Origin of the sequence: Phyllobacterium sp. CCNWLW109, assembly GCF_037203905.1 — a bacterium.
In the GTDB taxonomy this organism is placed as follows: domain Bacteria; phylum Pseudomonadota; class Alphaproteobacteria; order Rhizobiales; family Rhizobiaceae; genus Phyllobacterium; species Phyllobacterium ifriqiyense.
On record NZ_JBBCBK010000002.1, the window covers coordinates 630,375 to 652,844 of the forward strand.

Here is a 22,470-nt window from a genome sequence, read left to right on the forward strand (position 1 = left end):
ACGGTTGACCAGTCAGTCAAGACAGTCACCGGCAATCTTGCGACAGTAAAGACGACGGCGGATGCGGCCAAGGTTGGCGCGGATGCAGCAACGACGAAGCTTGCGGGCCTTTCGGATGCGACGGTTCAGGGGTCGATCAACACGGCTGCGACGAAGGTCGGGCAGTCTGTTGCCACAGCACTTGGTGAAGGCACGACGCTGGATAAGGATGGCAAGCTTGTTCTGCCCGACTTCGGTCTGACGAGCCTTGGCAAGGATGCCACTGGCAAGGACATTGCGCAGCCGGTGACAATGCTTGGCGGCTTGAAGGCGATTGATGGTGTTGTCAAAAGCCAGGGCGAGCGGCTGGTGACAGCCGAAGGTACGCTGAAGACGCAAGGCGAGACCCTTGCTGGTCAAGGCAAGCAGATCGGCACGCTACAGCAGGATGCGCTGCTATTTGACGGCACGACCTATAATGCCAACCACGGTGGAACGAAGAGCCGGATCAGCAATGTTGCCGAAGGTACTGGTTGATGCCGACCGTAGAGTCACTGGTGTTGGCGATGGTATTGCCAATAATGATGCGGTCAACAAGGGCCAGCTTGATGTTGTGAAGACGACGGCGGATGCAGCCAAGGTTGGTGCGGATGCAGCAACGACGAAGCTTGCGGGCCTTCTCGATGGCGAAAGCAACTTTGTATTTAGTTGGTCGCTGGCTGCCGACGATAAGGGCAATCCTGCCATGATCATGCGCGTGCCTGCTACGGTAGGCGAAGGCAAGGAGATTACCCTTGCATTTCCTTCGCGCAAAGAAAAAGTTTCCATGACGGTCAGGGGATGCACCCCCACAAATTGCCTTGCCTATCTTCCAGTGGGGCCAGTTCTGCGGCAGGAAATAAGCAAAGGCGGCGCAGCGCGCATTTCGTTTAAAACTGATGCGACGGCGGTAGACCTTCAACTGCCTTTAGATGGTCTCGGGAAGGCATTGGGTGCGATTTGAGGCGGCTCTAATATACCCGTCACGTGGTTTAGACGAAATATAACTGTCCATGATTTGTGGCAGTCACTTCATGCTGTGAACCAAAACAGCTAGAGGCTTTGCGCTATATAAAGCACCGAATAAGGGCACGGACCGGCGTTTCCACCGGGCAAACCTTAAATATTTGTCATGTTGCGGAAATGGTGGGGTAACCTTCTTATATGTATCACTGATGGTACGAACGATCATTAGCCGATCGCATTGCCTAAGGAGAACATCCCGATGTCTAACAATATCAAATCTTCCCGTTACCGTAAGGGTATTGCCGCGGCCCTATTGTCGTCGGCATTGGTCGGTGGCTTTTTGGCGACGGGCCCGCTCAGCGCTATTGTCCCGGCGCAGGCCGAAGCAGTTCGTGTTGAAACTGCCCAGCAGCCCGGTTTTGCTGACGTCGTCGAAAAGGTCAGCCCCGCAGTTGTCAGTGTTCGGGTGAAAAGCGCCGTGAAGGAAACTGCCGATAATGGCAATGGTTTCCCGGGCATGGATCAACTCCCGGATGACCACCCGCTCAAGCGCTTCTTTTACGAATTTGGCGGCCAAGACCAAGATGGTCGTCGCGGCATGGAGCCACGCAAATCCCCGCGTGACCAGAATCGCCCTGAACGAGTCCGCCCAACAGCGCAGGGATCCGGTTTCTTCATTTCCGAAGATGGCTATCTCGTCACCAATAATCACGTCGTTGAAGACGGCTCTGCCTATAGTGTCGTCCTTGATGACGGCACCGAGCTTGATGCGAAGCTGATAGGTAAGGACAAGCGGACCGATCTGGCCGTGCTTAAGGTCGATGACAAGCGCAAGTTCACCTATGTCAATTTCGGCGATGACAACAAAGTTCGCGTTGGCGAATGGGTTGTTGCAGTGGGTAATCCGTTCGGTCTCGGCGGAACTGTAACAGCGGGTATCGTCTCGGCTCGTGGCCGCGATATTGGCGCTGGACCTTATGATGACTTCCTGCAGATTGATGCGGCGGTTAATAAAGGGAATTCTGGTGGCCCGGCTTTCAACCTGAATGGTGAAGTGGTGGGTATCAATACAGCTATTTTCTCACCTTCTGGTGGCAGCGTGGGCATTGCCTTTGCTATCCCTGCACAGACTGCAAAGCAGGTCGTAGATCAACTGATCAAGAACGGTACAGTCTCGCGCGGCTGGATTGGCGTACAGATTCAGCCCGTCAGCAAGGAAATCGCCGAATCTCTTGGTCTTGCCGAAGAGAAGGGAGCGCTCGTTGCTGATCCGCAAGCGAACGGCCCTGCGGCAAAAGCCGGTATCGTGGCCGGTGACGTGATCACGGCTGTCAATGGCGAAAAGGTCAGTGATCCGCGCGATCTGGCGAAAAAGATTGCGGCTGTCGTACCTGGCAAGGATGTTGATCTGACCGTCTGGCATAAGGGCGAGGCGAAGTCCGTCAAAGTGTCGATCAAGGAAATGCCCGGTGATGAGAAGCTTGCTTCGGCAACACCACAGCAGGAAGACGAGCAAAAGTCATCCGCTCTTGATGACTATGGCCTGACTGTCATGCCCGCCGATGACGGCCAGGGTGTTGTTGTCACGGATGTTGATCGTCAGGGCGACGCTGCAGACAAGGGTATCAGCACAGGCGACATTATCGTCTCAGTCAACAACCAGCCGGTCAAGAGCGGCGGCGATATAGATGCGGCAATCGCAGATGCCACGAAAAGCGGCCGTAAAGCTGTGCTTTTGCAAGTGCAGACAAAGGACCAATCGCGGTTCGTCGCCCTACCTATCAGCCAAGGCTGACAGGTGGGAAGGAAATGCTGCGGCGCTGGACCCCACCCGTAAGCGCTGACGCATGGGCAACAGGTCTCTTCAACCTGTTGCCCCTTTTCTTTCTGGTTTCATCGAAGCAATCCGATTAGAGTAAGATCATGAAAATACTCGTTATTGAAGATGATCGCGAAGCTGCCCGCTATTTGGAAAAGGCCTTCAACGAGGCCGGACATTCCGCTGATATTGCAGGTGACGGAGAGACAGGCTATGCGCTCGCCGAACAGGGGGCGTATGATGCTCTTGTCGTTGACCGCATGCTGCCGCGCCGCGATGGGCTTTCCGTGGTGGCCGCACTGCGCGCCCAGGGAAACGATACGCCAGCGCTGATCCTTTCCGCTTTGGGACAGGTTGATGATCGCGTCACGGGCTTGCGGGCGGGCGGAGATGACTATCTCACCAAGCCCTATGCTTTTTCGGAATTGCTTGCCCGAATTGAAGTCCTGCAGCGGCGCTCCAGCCCAAAGGAAGCCGAGACTGTCTATCGCGTCGGTGATCTTGAACTGGACAGACTATCGCATACGGCAAAAAGGGCAGGGCAGACTATTATTTTGCAACCGCGCGAGTTTCGTCTGCTGGAATATCTCATGCGCAATTCCGGTCAGGTTGTCACCCGCACCATGTTGCTTGAGCATGTTTGGGATTATCATTTCGATCCCCAGACCAATGTGATCGATGTTCATGTGTCGCGCTTGCGTGGCAAGATCGAAAAAGGATTCGACACGCCCTTGCTGCACACGGTGCGTGGAGCCGGGTATATGTTAAAAGCCAGCCTCACTGAAGCTACAGCCGGAAGCCATGGATGAGCCGCTTTCGCTCCATGCTGAAAATGACAGCGGTGAGGCTGTCGGCACTCTACCTTCTACTCTTTACAATCTGCGCCCTTGGGCTGGTTTTCTATATGACCAGCTCCTCTGTGAAGCTGCTTACCAGTCAAACGGAAACAGCAATTAATGAGGAGGTCGAAGGGATTGGGCGAGCCTATCAGCGGGGCGGTATAGCCAGTCTCGTACGTGCGATTGATCGTCGGGGCCGTCAGCCGGGTGCTTTTCTCTATCTCGTGGCGGATCCGGCAGGACGCATTGTTGCCGGCAATGTGCAAAGTATCGAAGTTGGTGTCTTGCAAACCGATGGCTGGATATCCCGGCCCATAAGCTATGAGCGCTATAATGAGGGCACTGACCCGCAAACGCACACGGCAATAGCTCGCGTCATTGTATTGCCGAACGGAATTCGCGTTATGGTGGGGCGTGATCTCGGCGAGCCGGAGCAAGTGCGCCTTGTGGTAAGACGGGCGCTTTTCGCCGCGCTGGGTACGATGGGCATAGGCGCATGCCTGATCTGGTTCTTTGTTGGCCGGCGCGCGCTGCACCGGATAGATGAAGTTTCGGTCGCTTCACAACGCATCATGGGCGGCGATCTTGCGGGGCGGCTTCCGGTCAATGGTTCGGGAGACGAATTTGACCGCCTTTCCGAAAATCTCAATGGAATGCTGGCGCGCATACAGGAATTGAATGAAGGCGTCCGGCATGTCTCCGATAATATCGCCCATGACCTGAAGACGCCGCTGACGCGAATGCGAAACCGTGCTGAATCGGCTCTTTCCAACGCGAAAACCACAAAGGCCTATCGCGCTGCTATTGAGGACATGATAGCGGACTCCGATCTTCTGATCCGCACATTCAATGCCATTTTGATGATATCGCGTCTTGAGTCCGGTTACTCCAGCGAGACGATGGAGCCTTTGCCGCTGTCAGTGATCGTAGAAGACGTTTTTGAGCTTTACGAGCCGCTGGCCGAAGAGGCAGGAATTACCTTGTCTCTCGGTGCGATGGACGCAACGCCGGTCAAAGCCAATCGTGAGCTTATCGGGCAGACGATTTCAAACCTTGTGGACAACGCCATCAAATATGCGACCGGGGATAAGCCGGTCGAAGTCAGGCTCTCGGTCGAAAAGCACGATCGGGGGACCGCGATTGTCGTGAGCGATAATGGTCCGGGCATTCCCCCTGATCAGGTTGAACGCGCTACAGAGCGGTTTGTGCGCCTGGAGGAAAGCCGCTCTCAACCGGGCTCGGGACTTGGACTAAGCCTTGCCAAGGCGGTTATGAAATTGCACGGTGGTACATTGGAACTGCACGACAATGCGCCGGGCCTGCGTGCGGTGCTGGCGTTTCCAACGGGAGGGGATAATGGATGATTTTGAAAGATGCGGGCACTGCTGAAGAGCCGTTCTTTGATAGAAAACTTCGTGAACTGGCGCCACTCGACAAAAAGCAGGCTGCAGCATTTCTACTGGAGTTTGTGGAAAGTGCCGATGAAAAAACATGTAAGGCCGCCTCTGCTTTAAAGAAAAACAAGAAAGCAGCGGCTTTTTTATCATCGGTCCTCGATCTCTCGCCCTATTTGCGCAACGCTCTTTTGCGCTTGCCAGCAATAATTGACCCGCTTTTCGATCGTCCACTCGATGTTCGCCTGCAGGAACTCATGCGGGAAATTGCGAGGGTCACCGAAGTAGAAAATGCTACCGAAACGTCAATCATGACGGCTCTTCGTCAAAAGAAACTTGAGGGACACCTTTTAATCGCTTTGGGTGATCTGTCTGGTCAGTCTGACACCAAAGACACGACACTTTTTCTTTCTCAACTGGCCCAAGCTTGTGTCGAAGCCGCAGTGCGCTTTCTTCTGCGGGACGCGCATCATGCGGGCAAGCTAAAGTTGCCGGATGTTCAACATCCAGATAAAAATTGTGGCTGGATTATTCTGGCTATGGGCAAATTTGGCGCATTCGAGCTGAATTATTCGTCTGATATTGATCTGATCGTTTTCATCGACGAGCAAAGCCCCGCAATTACCGACCCTTATGAATGTGTCGAAACTTTCTCACGCTTGACGCGGCGGCTGGTGCGGATTCTGCAGGATCGCACCGCAGACGGCTATGTCTTCCGCACCGATTTGCGGCTGCGACCCGATCCAGGATCAACGCCGCTGGCTATCCCTGTTGGTGCAGCGCTGAATTATTATGAGGGGCGGGGTCAGAATTGGGAACGAGCCGCCATGATCAAAGCGCGCCCTGTGGCCGGAGATATTGAGGCTGGCAAGCAGGTCCTTGCGGAACTTGCTCCTTATGTCTGGCGCAAATATCTCGATTACGCTGCCATTGCCGATGTTCATTCTATCAAACGGCAGATCCATGCCCATAAGGGTCATGGCGAAGTCGCGGTGCGCGGTCACAATGTGAAGCTTGGTCGCGGCGGTATACGTGAGATCGAGTTTTTCGTGCAAACCCAACAATTAATTGCGGGCGGGCGATTTCCTCAGCTTCGAGGCTCGAGCACTGTGGCTATGCTTGGCGCATTGCAGGGCTTGGGCTGGATCAATGCTGAAGCACGCGACACGCTGGCACAGAAGTATGGCTTCCTTCGCGATGTCGAGCATCGCATCCAAATGATCGCCGACGAACAGACGCATATATTGCCCGAAGATGACGAAAACTTCCGGCGCGTCGCCTATATGATGGGCTACCGGGACACGGACACATTTACTGAAGATTTTCGAAAAACTCTTAAAACCGTCGAAACGCATTATGCAGCTTTGTTTGAGCAGGCGCAGGATTTGGCCGGGGAGGCCGGAAATCTTGTGTTTACCGGTGATGTCGACGATCCAGACACTCTGGAAACCTTGGCCAATTTCGGCTTTGAGCGGCCAAGCGATATTTGCCGTGTTATCCGCACATGGCATTTCGGGCGCTATCGTGCCACGCAGTCAGCAGAGTCACGGGAGAGGCTGACCGAGCTGACACCGGTCTTGCTCAAGGCATTTGGGGCAACGAGCCGTGCTGACGAAGCGCTGATGCGTTTTGACGAAATGATCAAGGGGTTGCCAGCCGGCATCCAGCTCTTCAGCCTGCTTCAATCCAATCCGCGCTTGCTCGATCTGCTGGTTCTGATCATGGGCGCTGCACCGCGGCTGGCGGATATCATCACGCGTAAGCCGCATATTTTCGACGGCATGCTTGATCCCGCGATTTTTGCCGATGTCCCGACGCGAGCCTATCTTGCGGAACGATTGACGAGTTTTCTCGGACCCTCAAAGGTCTATGAGGATGTACTGGACAGGCTGCGCATCTTTGCAGCGGAACATCGTTTTCTGATCGGAATAAGATTGCTCACTGGTGCCATCGACGGCGCACGTGCGGGCAAAGCTTTTTCCGATCTGGCTGATCTGGTTATTGATAGCGCGCTCCACGCCGTGATTGACGAGTTCAAAAGCAAACATGGTGAGATCGGCGGCGGACGCATCGCCATTCTGGGCATGGGCAAGCTTGGCAGCCGCGAATTGACCGCAGGCTCCGATATAGATCTCATTCTGCTTTACGATCATGATGTGGACGCCGATGAATCAGATGGTGCAAAGCCCCTGGCATCTTCGCAATATTATATGCGACTGACGCAACGTTTGATTGCCGCATTATCTGCTCCAACGGCCGAGGGCGTTCTTTACGAAGTTGATTTCCGCCTGCGACCGTCTGGCAATAAGGGCCCCGTTGCCACTCACATAGACTCGTTCCGCAAATATCAGCGGACCGAAGCATGGACCTGGGAACATATGGCTCTTAGCCGAGCGCGTCCTGTTGCTGGTGATCCCACTTTTTTCACCGAGATCGAAAAAGACATTTCAGAAATTTTGGCACTTCCCCGCGATATCTCCAAAATCGCCAAGGATGTTGCCGAGATGCGCGCGATGGTCGAAGCAGAAAAGCCGCCCCGTGATGACTGGGATTTGAAGCTGGTTCCAGGTGGCATTATCGATCTGGAATTTATCGCGCAATTTGCTGTACTGACCGGCAATGTAAAAGGCCCGGTCATCGCGCAGTCGACTGCGGAGGTGCTGGGTAAGATCAGCCCGGCTTTGGCTGAGCCTGCAACTGTCGACACTCTGATTGAAGCGGCAAATCTCTATACGGGTGTGACCCAGCTCATTCGCCTTTGCCTGAATGGTGATGTGAAGCGTGAAGACTTTCCGCCAGGACTGGTGGAGCAGCTTTGCCGATCCTGCGATCTGCCGGATTTGCAGCGCTTGGAAAGCCAGTTGCAAGACAGTGCAAAATCGGTGCGGAAGATTTTTGACGGCATTATGGGTGAAGCGCGTAAGCGATCCAGGCAGATTTAGCGTCTTCGTCTTACGCTGCCTCGGCAATATTACGCGTTGGTATACGCACGGACACAATTGTTCCAACGCCTTCCTGTGAGCGGATTTTCAGCGCGCCGCCATGCAACTGTGTCAGCGAGCGCGAAATGGCGAGGCCGAGTCCAGAGCCTGCATGGGATTTGGTGAATTGGTTTTCCACCTGCTCGAACGGCTGGCCGATCTTCTTCATGGCGGATTTCGGAATACCGCAACCTGTATCCTCAATGGTTAAAACCAGTGCCCCGGAAACCTTGCGGGCGCGCACGGAGATGCGCCCGCCCGTGCTGGTGAATTTCACCGCATTGGAGAGCAGGTTGATCAGGATTTGCTTGATGGCGCGGCGGTCAGCATCAAGTGTGACGCATTCGTCGATGCGTGTCTCCACCTTCACATTTTTTGCCTGCGCTTGCAGTGAAACAACGCGTACCGTCTCGCGGATAAGCGGGCAGAGATCGATTTCCTCACGGTCGAGTGTAAAGTGCCCGGCTTCGATCTTCGACATATCCAGAATATCGTTGATGACGTTCAGCAGATAATTGCCGCTGGTGTGGATATCCTGAACATATTCGACATAGCGGTCTGATCCCAGCGCTCCAAATGTTCCCGTATGCATGATTTCGGAGAAACCGATAATGGCATTCAGCGGGGTGCGAAGTTCGTGAGACATATTGGCGAGAAATTCGGATTTCGCGCGGTTGGCAGCCTCGGCCCGTTCCTTCTCCACGGCATATTTGCTGTTGAGTTCGGTCAATTCCAGCGTGCGTTCCACTTCCGATTTACGCGCAAGGCTCAAATCGTGGATCGTGGCCATCAAACGTCGTTCGCTGTCGATCAAGCGCTCTTCATGGACCTTCAGCTGAGTAATATCGGTGCCGACGGAAACCAGTCCCCCATCTTGCGTACGCCGCTCATTGACCTGCAGCCAGCGCCCATCCGCAAGTTGCCGCTCATAGGTAAGCGCGCCATTACGGCCATGTTCATTCGCCATACGCTTTTCAGATGCGACGGCGCGAATACGGGGTTCCAGTTCCTCTCGGCTGATACCAGGCAAGAGGCATTCATTGGCGAGACCTGAATATTCATTGAACTTGCCGTTCGACATGACAAGCCGGTTTTCGGCATCCCACAGCACGAAGGTTTCGGAGATGCTTTCAATTGCTTCGCGAATGCGTTGATCCGCTTGGGCAGTTGCCTGAACAAAGCGGTGCTGTTCGCTGACATCGACAGCTACGCCCACCAGATGAAGATCACCGAGATTGTCAGTATCGGCAACCTGAGCGCGAACGCGCATCCAGACCCAGTGACCCTCTGCATGCCGCATGCGGAAAACCCGGTCCATCTGGGTAATTTCCGCCGCTGCGACCTGTGCCGCGACGCTGTAGAGCTTGTCATCGTCCGGGTGAATGATTGCCGAAATGTCTCCGAGCGACAGAATGGAATCATAGGCCTCATAGCCCAGCATCTCATACATGGAGCGCGACCAGTACACGCGCCCTCGCGCCATATCCCAGTCCCACAAGCCGCTGCGTCCGCGTGCAAGCGCCGTGTCGACCCGCGCTTGCGCGTGTTGATAAAGCGCGTCGGCGTCCTGTGCCCGTGCCGATTGGCTGAAATATGCGTAGAGCACGATCAGCATGATGGTTGCCGTGCCTGCAAACATGGTGACATTCATGGAAACAGTGCTGCGCCATTCGGCGAAAATCGCTTCAACAGGATGCGCAGCCAAAACGGAATAGGCATTGTTTCCGGAGCGTGAAAAGGCGGCGAGGGAGGGCGTGCCTTCAACCTTCACCGGCATGACGCCCGCTCTTGCCCCAAAGAGGAAGAGCGGCTGCCCTTCTGTTATGAATGTTTCAAGGTTCCTGTTACGCCAGTGGTCGCCGCCGTCCGAAGCGGCAACGATATTGGCTTCCGGCGTCGCGATGGCGAACCACATTCCATCCGGAATAAGGTCGTTGGTACGCATATCGCTCAGTATATTCTGCAGGTCGCCCGTGCTGAGCGTCTCGCCCTTGTTCATCCGGTTATCGATGACACTGGCGACATGGCTGGCGGCAATTGACAATGTCGCGCGAGCCGTGCGCTCCGCATCGTCACGCCACGCCAGCAATGACATGGAACGGACGATCGCAAGTACAACAAGAAAAATAATAATGAGCGGTGGAATGGCGCGGCGCAGATAGGGCTCAGCTGCAAGGAGCTTACCATAGGCAGGGTCAGCGAGAAGTTTTATGTGCCCTGAAAGCTTGTTCGAGGACTGCACCCCAGACTTGCTTCCGGCATAATTCTTCCCCGTCGGCGCGCGATACGCGTCCGCATTTGCCATCGAATGGCCCCCTCATTTGCCTTTATATTCAGTGATTTGCTTCGACACGCCGCACATTCGAAGCACCCGTAGTGAATCAAAACTGATTCCGCGTGTCTAGTCCCTTTGTTAAATATTCATCAACACTTGTGGCAGCCGGAATCACAATCAAAAGAAGAGCTTATAAGCCTTTGATAAGACTCAAATTCCCTCCGGAGATTGTCCAGAGGGAATAAAGTGGTGGGCCGGTGGATAAGTTTTTCGCAACCGTTTAGGCCAGCGTGCGCTCGACAATATCGCGCACATCCGTCGAAAGACCGGCAACAGAGGCGATGCTGGCGAGGGCTTCCCGAGCATGTTCGCGGCGTTCCGGTTCGAAGGACCGCCATGAACGCATCGCAGTCAAAAGCCGGGCTGCAAGCTGGGCATTTTTCTTGTCGATTGTCAGGATTGTCTCTGCAAAAAACTGGTAGCCTTTGCCATCTGCACGGTTGAACCCTGTCTGGTTACCGCTCGAAAATGCGCCGATCAGCGAGCGTGTGCGGTTAGGGTTGTCGAGCGAAAAGAGCTGGTGCTTCATCAGTTCATTGACTTTGCCGAGCGCGCTTTCACCCGGTTGCATAGCCTGCACAACAAACCACTTATCCATCACCAGCGCATCATTTCCATATCGCGCTTCAAAGGCTTGCAAAGCGTCGTTGGTCGCAGTGCTTGTGCCAAAGCGCTGGACGAGAACGTTGAGCGCCGCAGCGCGGTCAGTCATATTGTTTGCTTGTTTAAACTGTTTGGATGCACGCTTCGGGTTACCATCGGCAACACTTAAATAATCCAGCAGGACATTGCGCAAGGAACGGCGACCCGCACCTGCCGCATCCGGATTGAACGCGCCGTGATGTTCCAGCTCATTATAAAGCCGTTCAAACTTCTCCCCATGGGCTTCAGCCACGGCAAGAATAAGTGCATCGCGACTGCCCAAAATGGCTTCCGGATCAATATTGGCGCCAAGCTCGCGCGCAATATCGCTTTCGGAAGGAACATTGAGACACAGGGCACGGAAGGCTTCGTCCAAGGCATTATTAAAGGCCAGTTCCCCCAGAAGCCGGATCGATGAGCTTTCAATAGTCGCTGGCTTACCGCCTCGAACGCGTTTCGAATTGCTGGTGAGCTTGGAATTGAGCAGTTGCGTCAGAGCCTGCCAACGCGTCACCTCATCACGGTCATTGCGTGCCAGGAAGGCAAGATCAGAACGTGTCAGCTCGCTGGTCATCGTCACAGGTGCGGAAAAACCGCGCAGCAGCGAGGGAACAGGACGCTCTGTAATCCCGGAAAAGGTAAAGCGCTCTTTGCGCTTGCGTAGATGAATAACATCGTCCTTGACCAATCCGCCCTTTGTTGCGCGTGGCCGAATCTCGCGGCCCTTGGTGCCCAACAGTCCAAATTGGATTGGAATGTGCATTGGTTTCTTGGAGGGCTGACCGGGTGTTGGCTTTAAAGATTGTTCTATCTCAATCTCGAAAGTCTTGGTTGCCTGATCGTAATCATAGGTGATTGCAAGATTCGGTGTTCCGGCTTGATCATACCAGAGCGCGAACTGGCTCAAATCTTCCCCCGAAGCGTCTTCAAATACCTTGATAAAGTCTTCGATGGTGGCCGCATCGCCGTCATGGCGTTCGAAATATAGATCCATGCCTTTACGGAAAGTCTCTGCACCAAGGATTGTACGGATCATCCGTACGACTTCCGAGCCTTTTTCATAGACAGTGGACGTGTAGAAATTATTGATCTCACGGAACTGGCGCGGGCGCACCGGATGGGCGAGGGGACCTGCATCTTCGGGAAACTGATGGGCCTTCAGGCCTTTGACTTCGGCAATACGTTTAACGGCGCGCGAGCGCATATCCGCAGAGAATTCATGATCGCGATAGACGGTCAGCCCTTCCTTGAGGCAAAGCTGGAACCAGTCGCGGCAAGTGATTCTGTTTCCTGTCCAATTGTGGAAATATTCATGGGCGATGACAGCTTCAATACCGGCATAATCGACGTCGGTCGCAGTGTCCGGCTCGGCAAGAACATATTTATCGTTGAAGACGTTAAGTCCCTTGTTCTCCATTGCGCCCATATTGAAATCCGAAACGGCAACAATGTTGAACACGTCGAGATCATATTCACGCCCGAATTTTTCCTCGTCCCATGCCATGGAACGCTTCAGCGCATCCATGGCATAAAGCGCACGGCTTTCCTTGCCATGCTCAACATAAATGCCAAGATTGACTGGTCGTCCGGACGCTGTGGTGAATGTGTCGGTTATAACGCCAAGGTCACCCGCAACGAGAGCGAAGAGATAGGCCGGCTTTGGATGCGGATCGTGCCAGATGGCGAAATGGCGGCCGCCGTCAAGCGTGCCTTTTTCACCCGGATTGCCGTTGGACAGCAGCAGTGGAGCTGCGCTTGTCTCGGCTTCGACGCGAACAGTGTAGACTGAAAGCAGATCAGGCCGGTCCAGATAATAGGTAATGCGACGGAAGCCTTCTGCTTCGCATTGCGTGCAGTAGACATTGCTTGAACGATAAAGCCCGGTAAGCTGCCGATTGGCAGTTGGGTTGATTTCGGTTGTAATTTCCAGCGTAAAAGTCTCGGCCTCAGGCAGTCCGCGAATTTCCAGTCTGTCGGGTGTAACCACATAGGTATTATCGCCCAACGCCACGCCATCGATGCAAATGGATTCGAGCTTTAACTCGTCGCCATCCAAAATGAGCGGCGTATCAAGTGCGACGCCTTCCCTGCGCTCGATTTTCAGCGTGGACTTAACGATTGTCCGCTCCGGGTGCAGACGAAAATCGAGATGTGTCTCAGGAATAAGAAAATCGGTTGGCTTATAGTCTTCCAGATGAAAAACCTGGCCGGTATCGGTACGCATAGATAACTGTCCTTCAAAAGCAATTCCAGGAAAAGTGGGAACCGGTTTTCCGTCCGGAGTTGCGTATAATAAAAAGATGGAACGGCACTGGGGCTTCAATGAAGAAACAGACCGTTTCATTGCGGCGGACCCTAACCGTGTTTTGCATCGCGCACAACAAATGCGGATGTTCACCCGATATATGGCGCAAAAACGCAACGTGATTGGTTTTTGTCTGGCGCCGCCTTGGAAACCGTCCTAAAGATATATCAGTTAAATTTCCATACCCTCGCTACAAATGCTCCAGCTCCCAAGGATTATTCCACTGTGTCCACGATAGTTCACCCTAAAGAAGGTGAACCGCTCAATGCGAACACCACCGTTCGCACAATGAATGTCATGCTCGGAATCGGCCTGAAGATCGCATCAGTATGCGTCTTCGTGGGCATGTCGAGCCTTCTTAAAGCCTCCGATGGTATTCCCGCGGGGCAGCTTGTCTTCTTTCGCTCCTTCTTTGCGATCTTTCCGGTCATCGCCTTCATCGCCTGGCAGGGGCAACTTGCTGTGGCGTTCAAAACCAAAGAGCCTTTCAGCCATTTTTGGCGTGGCTTTGTCGGCGTGAGTGCCATGAGTTTGAGCTTTTACGGTCTGACAAAATTGCCCCTGCCGGAAGCAATTGCCATCAGCTACGCGACGCCGCTTCTGACAGTCGTGTGCAGCGCGATCTTTTTGAAAGAAACAGTGCGCCTTTATCGCTGGTCGGCGGTTGGTGTCGGTCTCATTGGCGTACTCATTATTCTTTGGCCGCGCATGTCGTTCTTTACCGGGGAAAGCGAGTTTGGCGGGGATCAAGCCATAGGTGCCTTGGCAACTTTGGGTGGGGCGGGGCTCGCGGCTATCGCCATGTTGCTGGTGCGAAAGCTGGTACAGACAGAGCGAACGCCAACCATTGTTGTCTATTTTTCAATCGCTTCGAGCCTGATTGCTTTGGTTAGCTTTCCATTCGGCTGGGTGTGGCCTACTGGCTTGCAGGCAACTTATCTTATCATGGCGGGAATTGCCGGTGGCGTTGCGCAGATCCTTTTGACCGAGAGCTACCGCCATGCGGATATGTCGGCCATTGCGCCGTTCGAATATACATCAATGCTGCTCGGCCTTGCCATTGGGTATCTTCTGTTCGGCGATATTCCCACTTGGGAAATGATCATCGGCGCAACGATCGTCATCGGCGCTGGTATTTTCATCATCTACCGCGAGCATCGTCTTGGGCTTGCGCGCGCCCGGGCCAAAAAGGCATCGACGCCACAGGGTTGAGTGTCATTCGTCAGGAACGCCTTCACTAAGTGGATGAAGGTTGAATGTTTCTGGCGTTTGCGGTCTGTCATGGGCGCCTATGGCAAAGTCCGGGCGCTCGGAAGGAGCTTGCGGAGCACGGCGCAAACTGCGCCAGAACGCATAGCCGCCATAGGCAGCATAGGTGATTGCCATGGTGACGAAGAAGCCGGATGGACCGTTCATATCCATAAGGCGGCCGGCAATTTGCGGGCCGATCATGCTGCCAATGCCATAAACGATCAGCAGTCCGCTCGAAATCTTTACGAATTCGCTCGGCTCGGCAAAGTCATTGGCATGGGCGACGTTGAGCGAATAGATCGGAAATAGCACGGTCCCGAATGCAAACATCAGCGTGTAGATCACCCATGGGGTGTTGGGTTGGACAAGGATCATCGTAATTGAGATCAGCACGCCGCCAATTCCCGCCACAACCATGACATAACGCCGGTCAACGAAGTCAGATATCCGGCCAATCGGATATTGGAACAATGCGCCACCGATCATCGAACTTGCGATCATGGTTGCTATGCCGAATGTGGAAAGGCCGATATCCCGGCCATAGACCGCCGAAAGAAAGTTCCAAGCCCCGGCAATGATGCCAGCAAGCAAGGAGCCGACCATGGCAGCCGGAGATTTTCGGTAAAGACCGGGCAGATCAAGCGAAACTTGCGTTAGTGGACGAGGGGACTGTGCATTGGATAGGCCCGTGGGGACAAGCGCTGCTGCGTAGATCAGCGCACCGACCATAAAAAGCACATGGGTAGCGGGATTTCCGAAGGGCAGGATATATTGACCCACCAGCAACCCCAGCATGGATACGATCATATAGATGGAAAAAACCATGCCGCGTGTGGCGTTTGTCACGCGCTCATTGAGCCAGCTTTCGATGACCATGTAGCTTCCGGCCAGCGAAAAACCAGCCAGTGCCCGAAATAATGTCCAGGCCCATGGGTCCATGATCAGCCCATGCATCAGCATAGACATGCCCAGCAACGTCAATAGTACCGCAAAAACCCTGACATGGCCGACGCGCCGCACAAGGCGCGGCACAACGATACACCCACCGGTGAAGGCAAGCGCATAGCCCGTGCCCATCCAACCGATTGTCGTGGGCGACCAGCCCTCCATGCCGGCACGCAGCGGCAGAAGAATGCCTGCCAGCCCTCCTGCTGTCAGCATCAAGAACGTGCTGGTCAATAATGCCGTGATGGGCAAGAGCTGGCGAAACATGATGTTATCCTGATTACAATGAACCTTATCGCGCAGCACAGCTTGGTGCGCCGGAAATTACGACACTGCATCTCCGGTTTTGCGGCAGGTTTTAATCGGTAAGGGCACGTAGCCGTAATTTGACGCTGAGGAAATCCCGCCAAGCAAACTTTTTCTGCGCTGAATTGCGCAGCAGATAGGCCGGGTGGAGCGTTGGCATGACGGGAATTTGATTTCCTGACCCTGTCAAATGGGTTTTCCAATTTCCACGAAGGCGTAAAATGCCCTCAGGAGCATTGGTCAATGCCTTTGCCGCAGGACCACCGAGCGCCACAAGTAATTTCGGATTTGCCAGCTCGATTTGCCGCTCGAAAAAGGGGCGGCAAATTTCAGTTTCCAAAGGCGTTGGCGTTCTGTTTCCGGGCGGACGCCATGGAATTGTATTGGCGATATATACGCTTTGCCTGTCGAGACCGATTGCAGCCAACATGCGGTCGAGCAACTGGCCTGAGCGGCCAATGAAGGGTATGCCCTCCAGATCTTCTTCGCGGCCCGGCGCTTCACCGACAAACATGATCGCCGCTTGCGGATTGCCATCGGCAAAGACCAGATTCTTTGCTGTAAATTTAAGATTACAACCATCAAATGCTGCCAGCTGTTCGCGCAGTTCCTCCAATGTCGTCGCGTTCGCCGCCATCTGCCGGGCCATGGCAATCTTGGCATCATCGGGCACGGATGCCTTGCTGAGCGTTGATGGTGCGGAGGCGCTTGCATCGATGGGCGGTTTTAAGCCGGCGGGTGAGGGCGCATTTGAGCGAGTGGCAACAGGAGCCTGCTGAGTCTGTGCCCGCTTGGTATCAACCTGCGAAAACCTGTCGACAGGCGTGTCGACCAGCGGAGTATCGACTCCCGCCTCGGCATAATAGTGCAAGATTTCGCTTAACGTCGACAATGGATAATCCTTCTCATCCTTGAAGTCGCAAATTGCAGTGTGCATTGCAAGCTCAAGACGTTTAAGAGGAGGGAATGCGTGGGTCCTGCACAAGATAAAATGTACGTTTGGGCGTAAAGTCGGCTATCGGAAAGCCAAAGCTGGCATTCTCGCCGGGATCAATCTTTCCATCGCGGAATATCATCCGGTCATAGGGCTCGAAATCATCGCTGAAACTTGCATAGCCATATGAGTCGATAGCGTCCTTCTTGTCGCCCGGCTGATAGAAGGACAGCCCATCGCCATAGTCGCTTGGCACATTCAATTGCTCCTGCAACTCGAAGCCAAATTCTACCCAAGGGTGACCACTGCCATTGGTTACTTCGACACGCATGTGAAACAGGATGCCGATATCTTCGGCAGGATCTTTAAGATTGGTCTGTTCGGTTCGAATGATCAGGACTGTGGGCGTTGTCGAGTGAAACTCTTCGGTCAGGATAATTGGGTCTTGCCTTGTGCCTTTTCCGCTTACGCCGATAATCGTAAAGCCTCCCATTTCATCGGAAAAAGTATAGCGGCCTGCACTCCACAATTTTCCAGATTCAGCTTGGGCTGCGATGCTCGCGAAAAACAGAACGCAACCGGTTATCAGGCTTAAAGGCCAGCGCAGACTCATCCACCTCATCCGGCCCTCCCAAGCGATTGCGTTCAACGTGGTCGGCAATTTGATTGCAGGATTATGACGGAAAAGAGCGGGGGCGCAACAGCTGTAAGGAACTAGCGAGCGACCTCTCCTGTAGATATATTGACGTTTACGTTAAAGTAAGTATAAAAATATGCTGGCTAGTCGTGGAATGAGGGCAATTGGCCGCATCTGATAGGCGCGACTCATTGTGGCAAACAGTTATTGTTGCGCTACAAATCAAAAAAACGACGCGCCACCGGCGCATAAGGGAATTTACTGCAGGAGGAATGCATGAGCGAGACAATTGAACTTCCAGAGCGCGAGAGCATGGAGTTTGATGTCGTGATCGTCGGCGGCGGGCCTTCCGGCCTTTCTGCTGCCATCAGGCTCAAGCAAATCAACCCCGAGCTTTCAGTTGTCGTCCTTGAAAAGGGCGGCGAGGTGGGCGCACACATCCTTTCCGGTGCTGTCGTTGATCCGATCGGTGTCGATAAGCTCTTGCCGGGTTGGCGCGAAGAGGAGGGGCATCCCTTCAAGACGCCTGTGACCGCGGATCATTTTCTTGTGCTCGGACCAGCGGGCTCTGTGCGTTTACCGAATTTCGCCATGCCGCCGCTGATGAACAATCATGGCAATTTCATTGTTTCACTGGGCAATGTGTGCCGTTGGCTTGGCACAAAGGCCGAGGAGCTCGGCGTCGAAATTTACCCGGGCTTTGCCGCAACCGAAGTGCTCTACAATGATAGCGGTGCTGTCATTGGCGTTGCGACGGGCGATATGGGTATTGAAAAAGACGGTTCGCACGGCCCAGCCTATACGCGTGGCATGGAACTGCTGGGCAAGTACACGCTTATTGCTGAAGGCGCGCGGGGCTCTCTTGCCAAACAGCTTATCAACCAGTTCAAGCTCGATGAGGGCAAGGAGCCAGCCAAATACGGTATCGGCTTGAAGGAACTCTGGCAGATTGATCCTGCAAAGCACAAACTTGGACTTGTGCAACATTCATTCGGCTGGCCGCTTGACATGAAAACAGGTGGCGGATCGTTCCTCTATCATTTGGAGGACAACACGGTCGCGGTCGGGTTTGTCATGCATCTCAATTACAAGAACCCCTATCTGTCGCCATTCGAAGAATTTCAGCGTTTCAAAACCCACCCAGCCATTCGTGGTATTTTCGAAGGTGGAAAACGTCTTGGCTATGGTGCGCGTGCGATTACCGAAGGCGGCTGGCAATCTGTACCGAAGCTATCTTTCCCGGGCGGTGCGCTGCTTGGTTGCTCCGCCGGGTTCGTCAATGTTCCGCGTATCAAGGGTTCGCATAATGCAATGCTATCAGGCATGCTTGCCGCAGAACATGTTGCAGAAGCATTGGCGACAGGCCGGGCCAATGATGAACTGATTACTTACGAAAATGCCTGGCGCACCAGCGAAATCGGCAAGGACCTCAAGCGTGTCCGCAACGTCAAGCCGATGTGGTCAAAGCTTGGCACCATTGGCGGCGTCGCCCTCGGTGGTCTCGATATGTGGCTCAATACAATTTTTGGCGGCTGGTCGCCTTTTGGTACCTGGAAACACGGCAAGAATGATGCGGAATCGCTGGAGCCAGCGGCAAATTACAAGCCGATTGCCTATCCGAAACCAGATGGCGTCCTGACTTTTGATCGTCTTTCCTCAGTATTCCTCTCCAATACAAATCATGAAGAAAACGAACCAGCCCATCTGATCGTCAAGAACATGGCGCTTCAAAAGACTTCCGAGCACGATATTTATGCCGGACCATCAACACGCTATTGTCCGGCTGGTGTTTATGAGTGGGTTGAGGAACCAACCGGCCCGAAATTCGTGATCAATGCGCAGAACTGCGTTCACTGCAAGACTTGCGATATCAAGGACCCAAACCAGAATATCAATTGGGTACCGCCGCAGGGTGGCGAGGGTCCTGTCTACACCAATATGTAGAACTGCAACGACGCGCTACGGTGATGCTGAAAGCCGCTACTCAGACTTTTCAAGCATCACTGTCTGCTGCTCTGGCTCGTTGCCGTCATCGACACCGGCAATTGAAAAGCGCAGCAGAAGCGGCAGGTGGTCCGAGCCTACAGGTTCAAGAGTTTCGACCTGTGTCGAGACAACCCTGTCTGAGACCAGTATGTGGTCCAGCGGCAGGCCAATCCATTTGGCCGCGCGCGCCAGGGTTCCGTTGACCAGCCAGCTTGGGCGCAAGCCCTCTGCAATGCGTGTCTTGCTATATTGTGTGATGTTTCTTAGCGTTTGGCTCCATGGTACAGCATTAAAATCACCTGAAACAATCAACGGTCCTTCGAGATTTTCGAAATAGGGCCGGATTTCCTCGACATTCCAGTCCTGCGCGAAAGGCCATGGCCAATCCAGATGCAACGATGCAATTATGGCGCTGCGTCCGCCAAAGTCGATCCTCGCAATAGCGACGAGACTATCAATACAGATCGGAGTTGAGCCCAATGCGAAGGGACGCCGCGAAAGGATCGCTGCGCCTCCTATTGGGCTGCGATTAGAGCAGTAAAACGTATAAGGATAACGCGCTTCTATGGCTTTAAGTCGGGGGCGCCAATTGTCGGAAACCTCCTGCAAGGCAATGACATCGGGCGACTCTCTACCGATCAACCGGAAAACCTCCGCCTGCTGCTCATTGTCATAGCGCAGATTCAGTTGCAGCAGCTTGTACTGCGCAAGGGGTGTGGGCGTAGCCTCTGCGCCGGGGGCGGTCGGCGGTGTCAGTATTGTAGCCAGGGCAGTCATGCTTAAAACGATTGCCATTATTCCTTCGCGCCAAAGATGAAGAAACAGCGCTGGCAATGCAGACAGAGCCATGAGCACGGCAAGATGCATACGAAAATGCGAAAAAGAATCGAGCGCTGGATGTGCAGCACCGAAAAAACCAAGCACCAGAGGTATGGAAAACAGAACCGGTATCAATACGGCTGCGAGCTTGATCCAGGATTGCTTGTTCTTCGTCATCATCATTCCGCATTAACCCGGCAATTGCGACGCAATCAAGATGCGATTTTCGTTGGATAATAACAACCTGAGCACTGCTGACGGCACAAATTATACAACTGTGCGTTCGTTGTCCTCCATCGGGTTTCCAGCCAAATATCGGGTAGTTTTGAGGGCAGAAACAGTGTGGCCGAGCGAACCGGCCCATCGGGAAGATGGGCTTCCCGACTGGGCATCAGCCTTGCCGTTAAAACTGGAGGTAAACTATGCGGTACATGCCGTTTAGCGTTACTCTTACTGTGAAAAAGACCCGGACTAGCTGGTGGCTCAGCATCCGGGTCCATTTCAAATAGTAAGATATAGAGGGGTGGGCGGAAATCCGCCCCTCACTCCGCTTCCAAATATAGCATCATTGGAACTATTTCCAAGCAACTTGTGGTTGGACTTTCGCTCAGCAAACCTATCCATTAGGTCTTGCGATGATGGAGAATTGCCATGGCTGTAAAACGTATTGTTGCAAACCTGCCTGCGGAAGACCCGCAGGCCTTGCGCTCGTTCTACGAAACTTTGTTCGATCTGCAAGTTGTCATGGATCATGGTTGGATTTTGACTTTTGCCTCGCCGGAAGGAACAAAACCTCAATTGAGCGTGGCGAGCCAAGGCGGCTCCGGCACGATCGTCCCCCGGATATCAATAGAAGTCGACAATGTGGACAAGATCTACGATCTCGTCAAAGCTGCCGGTCATGAGATCGTTTACCAGATAACTGACGAACCATGGGGTGTTCGCCGCTTCTATGTTCGCGATCCATCCGGCGCGATCATAAATGTGCTGGAGCAGAGCTAGTCCCGCATTCTTCTCTAAAGCAACTTCCTCAGATCGTTGAGCAATCGCCCTTGTTCGCCGGGCGTCAAGACCTGTTCAAGTTCGCCATGCGTACTCACCCATATGGGCATCACGGCAGCGAGCAAATGCAATCCCTTATCCGTCAAAGTCAGGAGGCGGCTCCGCTTGTCGCTTGGGTCGACCATGGTCGTGATCAGACCACGTCTTTCCATTGGCTTTAGCGCGGCAGTAAGTGTCGTGCGGTCCATGGCAAGCAAAGAAGCAACAGAACTGAGATTTGGCGGCTCTGGCCGGTTCAATGACATCAGCAAGGAAAATTGGCCGTTGGTCAGCTCGTGGGGGCGAAGCGCTTCATCGAACATTCGCGCCAAAGAGCGAGCGGCCCGCTGAACGGTCAGGCACATGCAGTGATCGCGAACGTGAATAGTGGTTTCGAAAGTAACAGAGATCGTCTTTGACATGATTTATTTATGTTGATATCAACATATTTGTCAACATTCAGATACAGATCGTGGTGGGAGGAATTATCATGAGCGGAAACTTTATCTGGTACGAATTGCTGACGAGCGATACGCAGGCTGCCGAAGCTTTTTATAGCCATGTCGTAGGGTGGGGAGCGGAGGATTCTGCCAACTCTCCTGTGAAATATACATTGCTGACCGTCGACAAGGCTCCCGTAGCGGGACTGATGTCGGCAAAGGATGCGAAGGTGGAGGGCGTTCCGCCCATGTGGTCAGGTTACATCATGGTTGATGACGTGGCTGACTATGTGGAGCGTGTGAAGGAGGCCGGCGGCAAAGTTCACACCGATATTGTGGAGATTCCTGGCGTGGGGACATTCGCGGTTGTCGCCGACCCGCTGGGCGCTCCCTTCCAGCTATTCAAGCCATCCAAGCAGGCCCCCGATAATTATCCTGCGCTTTTTACAACTGGCACCATTGGCTGGCATGAACTTGTGTCGGGCGATGCTGACAAGGCTTTCACATTCTACTCCACGCTGTTTGGCTGGACCAAGGGTGAAGCCATGGATATGGGGCCAATGGGCACCTATCAGATATTCAATGTCGACGGCCAGATGTATGGCGGCATGATGACCAGCACCGACGCTGCCGATGTAAAGCTCTGGCGGTTCTACTTCATCGTCGACAATATCGACGCAGCGGTCGCGCGCATCAAGGAGAAAGGCGGCCAGGTGACAACCGAGCCCATGGCTGTTCCGGGTGATGCCTGGATTATCGAGGGCCGCGATCCGCAGGGCGCATATTTTGCTCTTACCGGACCGCGTAAATAA

General features: G+C 53.8%; 17 protein-coding genes. 10 read left to right on the forward strand and 7 right to left on the reverse strand.

Annotated features, from left to right (window positions below; all coding sequences use genetic code 11):
* From V9K92_RS08295 to V9K92_RS08320, 6 genes are all read left to right on the forward strand, one after another.
* The coding region (locus tag V9K92_RS08295; RefSeq protein WP_337353757.1) for a hypothetical protein at window positions 1-516 on the forward strand (516 nt) is incomplete at its 5' end.
* Window positions 494-982 (forward strand): invasion associated locus B family protein, encoded by a 489-nt coding sequence (locus V9K92_RS08300; RefSeq protein WP_337353758.1) that lies wholly within the window; start codon window positions 494-496, stop codon window positions 980-982. The genes V9K92_RS08295 and V9K92_RS08300, both read left to right, overlap by 23 nt.
* 261 nt (window positions 983-1,243) lie before the next feature.
* Window positions 1,244-2,779, forward strand: coding sequence for a Do family serine endopeptidase (locus V9K92_RS08305; RefSeq protein WP_336440944.1), 1,536 nt, complete (start codon window positions 1,244-1,246; stop codon window positions 2,777-2,779).
* A gap of 128 nt (window positions 2,780-2,907) precedes the next feature.
* The gene (locus tag V9K92_RS08310; protein ID WP_115051928.1) at window positions 2,908-3,612 is read left to right on the forward strand and encodes a response regulator transcription factor; all 705 of its coding nucleotides are present in this window, start codon (window positions 2,908-2,910) and stop codon (window positions 3,610-3,612) included.
* Entirely contained in the window at window positions 3,609-5,006 is a 1,398-nt protein-coding gene (locus tag V9K92_RS08315) for a sensor histidine kinase (RefSeq protein WP_337353759.1), read from the forward strand. Before V9K92_RS08310 ends, V9K92_RS08315 begins: the two co-directional genes overlap by 4 nt.
* Window positions 5,003-7,978 carry a bifunctional [glutamine synthetase] adenylyltransferase/[glutamine synthetase]-adenylyl-L-tyrosine phosphorylase gene (locus tag V9K92_RS08320; RefSeq protein WP_337353760.1) on the forward strand — a complete coding sequence of 992 codons (2,976 nt, stop codon included), beginning with the start codon at window positions 5,003-5,005 and terminating at the stop codon, window positions 7,976-7,978. Before V9K92_RS08315 ends, V9K92_RS08320 begins: the two co-directional genes overlap by 4 nt.
* A 10-nt stretch (window positions 7,979-7,988) precedes the next feature.
* On the opposite strand, the gene V9K92_RS08325 is transcribed toward V9K92_RS08320, so the two are convergent.
* On the reverse strand, window positions 7,989-10,322 hold the full coding sequence (locus V9K92_RS08325) for an ATP-binding protein (RefSeq protein WP_115051925.1): 2,334 nt from the start codon (window positions 10,320-10,322) through the stop codon (window positions 7,989-7,991).
* A gap of 250 nt (window positions 10,323-10,572) precedes the next feature.
* Window positions 10,573-13,218 (reverse strand): aminopeptidase N, encoded by a 2,646-nt coding sequence (gene pepN / locus V9K92_RS08330; RefSeq protein WP_337353761.1) that lies wholly within the window; start codon window positions 13,216-13,218, stop codon window positions 10,573-10,575.
* A 369-nt stretch (window positions 13,219-13,587) separates the two neighbouring features.
* Here pepN and V9K92_RS08335 point away from each other — a divergent pair, with 369 nt between their 5' ends.
* Window positions 13,588-14,511 (forward strand): DMT family transporter, encoded by a 924-nt coding sequence (locus V9K92_RS08335; RefSeq protein WP_162802441.1) that lies wholly within the window; start codon window positions 13,588-13,590, stop codon window positions 14,509-14,511.
* Window positions 14,512-14,514: 3 nt separating this feature from the next.
* Here the strand turns inward: V9K92_RS08335 and V9K92_RS08340 are convergent, their stop codons facing one another.
* The 3 genes from V9K92_RS08340 to V9K92_RS08350 form a co-directional block, all read right to left on the reverse strand.
* Window positions 14,515-15,762, reverse strand: coding sequence for an MFS transporter (locus V9K92_RS08340; protein ID WP_115051922.1), 1,248 nt, complete (start codon window positions 15,760-15,762; stop codon window positions 14,515-14,517).
* Between the two features lie 91 nt (window positions 15,763-15,853).
* On the reverse strand, window positions 15,854-16,738 hold the full coding sequence (locus V9K92_RS08345; protein ID WP_337353762.1) for a uracil-DNA glycosylase: 885 nt from the start codon (window positions 16,736-16,738) through the stop codon (window positions 15,854-15,856).
* 16 nt (window positions 16,739-16,754) lie between these two features.
* Window positions 16,755-17,348 (reverse strand): hypothetical protein, encoded by a 594-nt coding sequence (locus V9K92_RS08350; RefSeq protein WP_307283687.1) that lies wholly within the window; start codon window positions 17,346-17,348, stop codon window positions 16,755-16,757.
* A 300-nt stretch (window positions 17,349-17,648) separates the two neighbouring features.
* On the opposite strand from V9K92_RS08350, the gene V9K92_RS08355 reads away from it, so the two are divergent.
* The gene (locus tag V9K92_RS08355; protein ID WP_337353763.1) at window positions 17,649-19,316 is read left to right on the forward strand and encodes an electron transfer flavoprotein-ubiquinone oxidoreductase; all 1,668 of its coding nucleotides are present in this window, start codon (window positions 17,649-17,651) and stop codon (window positions 19,314-19,316) included.
* 36 nt (window positions 19,317-19,352) lie between these two features.
* On the opposite strand, the gene V9K92_RS08360 is transcribed toward V9K92_RS08355, so the two are convergent.
* Entirely contained in the window at window positions 19,353-20,360 is a 1,008-nt protein-coding gene (locus V9K92_RS08360; RefSeq protein ID WP_337353764.1) for an endonuclease/exonuclease/phosphatase family protein, read from the reverse strand.
* A 468-nt stretch (window positions 20,361-20,828) separates the two neighbouring features.
* On the opposite strand from V9K92_RS08360, the gene V9K92_RS08365 reads away from it, so the two are divergent.
* Window positions 20,829-21,179, forward strand: coding sequence for a VOC family protein (locus V9K92_RS08365; protein WP_307283696.1), 351 nt, complete (start codon window positions 20,829-20,831; stop codon window positions 21,177-21,179).
* 14 nt (window positions 21,180-21,193) lie between these two features.
* Here V9K92_RS08365 and V9K92_RS08370 read toward each other — a convergent pair whose 3' ends face one another.
* Window positions 21,194-21,640, reverse strand: a complete 447-nt coding sequence (locus V9K92_RS08370; RefSeq protein WP_307283700.1) for a MarR family winged helix-turn-helix transcriptional regulator — start codon at window positions 21,638-21,640, stop codon at window positions 21,194-21,196.
* Window positions 21,641-21,708: 68 nt separating this feature from the next.
* On the opposite strand from V9K92_RS08370, the gene V9K92_RS08375 reads away from it, so the two are divergent.
* Window positions 21,709-22,470: a VOC family protein gene (locus V9K92_RS08375; RefSeq protein WP_337353765.1), complete on the forward strand. Its 762-nt coding sequence runs from the start codon at window positions 21,709-21,711 to the stop codon at window positions 22,468-22,470.

Excerpts from the sequence above, each read along its gene's own strand:
- V9K92_RS08300 (WP_337353758.1), top strand. The coding sequence starts at position 494 with ATGTTGCCGAAGGTACTGGTTGATGCCGACCGTAGAGTCACTGGTGTT.
- V9K92_RS08305 (WP_336440944.1), top strand. The coding sequence starts at position 1,244 with ATGTCTAACAATATCAAATCTTCCCGTTACCGTAAGGGTATTGCCGCG.
- V9K92_RS08310 (WP_115051928.1), top strand. The coding sequence starts at position 2,908 with ATGAAAATACTCGTTATTGAAGATGATCGCGAAGCTGCCCGCTATTTG.
- V9K92_RS08315 (WP_337353759.1), top strand. The coding sequence starts at position 3,609 with ATGAGCCGCTTTCGCTCCATGCTGAAAATGACAGCGGTGAGGCTGTCG.
- V9K92_RS08320 (WP_337353760.1), top strand. The coding sequence starts at position 5,003 with ATGATTTTGAAAGATGCGGGCACTGCTGAAGAGCCGTTCTTTGATAGA.
- V9K92_RS08325 (WP_115051925.1), bottom strand. The coding sequence starts at position 10,322 with ATGGCAAATGCGGACGCGTATCGCGCGCCGACGGGGAAGAATTATGCC.
- pepN (WP_337353761.1), bottom strand. The coding sequence starts at position 13,218 with ATGCGTACCGATACCGGCCAGGTTTTTCATCTGGAAGACTATAAGCCA.
- V9K92_RS08335 (WP_162802441.1), top strand. The coding sequence starts at position 13,588 with ATGAATGTCATGCTCGGAATCGGCCTGAAGATCGCATCAGTATGCGTC.
- V9K92_RS08340 (WP_115051922.1), bottom strand. The coding sequence starts at position 15,762 with ATGTTTCGCCAGCTCTTGCCCATCACGGCATTATTGACCAGCACGTTC.
- V9K92_RS08345 (WP_337353762.1), bottom strand. The coding sequence starts at position 16,738 with ATGCACACTGCAATTTGCGACTTCAAGGATGAGAAGGATTATCCATTG.
- V9K92_RS08350 (WP_307283687.1), bottom strand. The coding sequence starts at position 17,348 with ATGAGTCTGCGCTGGCCTTTAAGCCTGATAACCGGTTGCGTTCTGTTT.
- V9K92_RS08355 (WP_337353763.1), top strand. The coding sequence starts at position 17,649 with ATGAGCGAGACAATTGAACTTCCAGAGCGCGAGAGCATGGAGTTTGAT.
- V9K92_RS08360 (WP_337353764.1), bottom strand. The coding sequence starts at position 20,360 with ATGATGATGACGAAGAACAAGCAATCCTGGATCAAGCTCGCAGCCGTA.
- V9K92_RS08365 (WP_307283696.1), top strand. The coding sequence starts at position 20,829 with ATGGCTGTAAAACGTATTGTTGCAAACCTGCCTGCGGAAGACCCGCAG.
- V9K92_RS08370 (WP_307283700.1), bottom strand. The coding sequence starts at position 21,640 with ATGTCAAAGACGATCTCTGTTACTTTCGAAACCACTATTCACGTTCGC.
- V9K92_RS08375 (WP_337353765.1), top strand. The coding sequence starts at position 21,709 with ATGAGCGGAAACTTTATCTGGTACGAATTGCTGACGAGCGATACGCAG.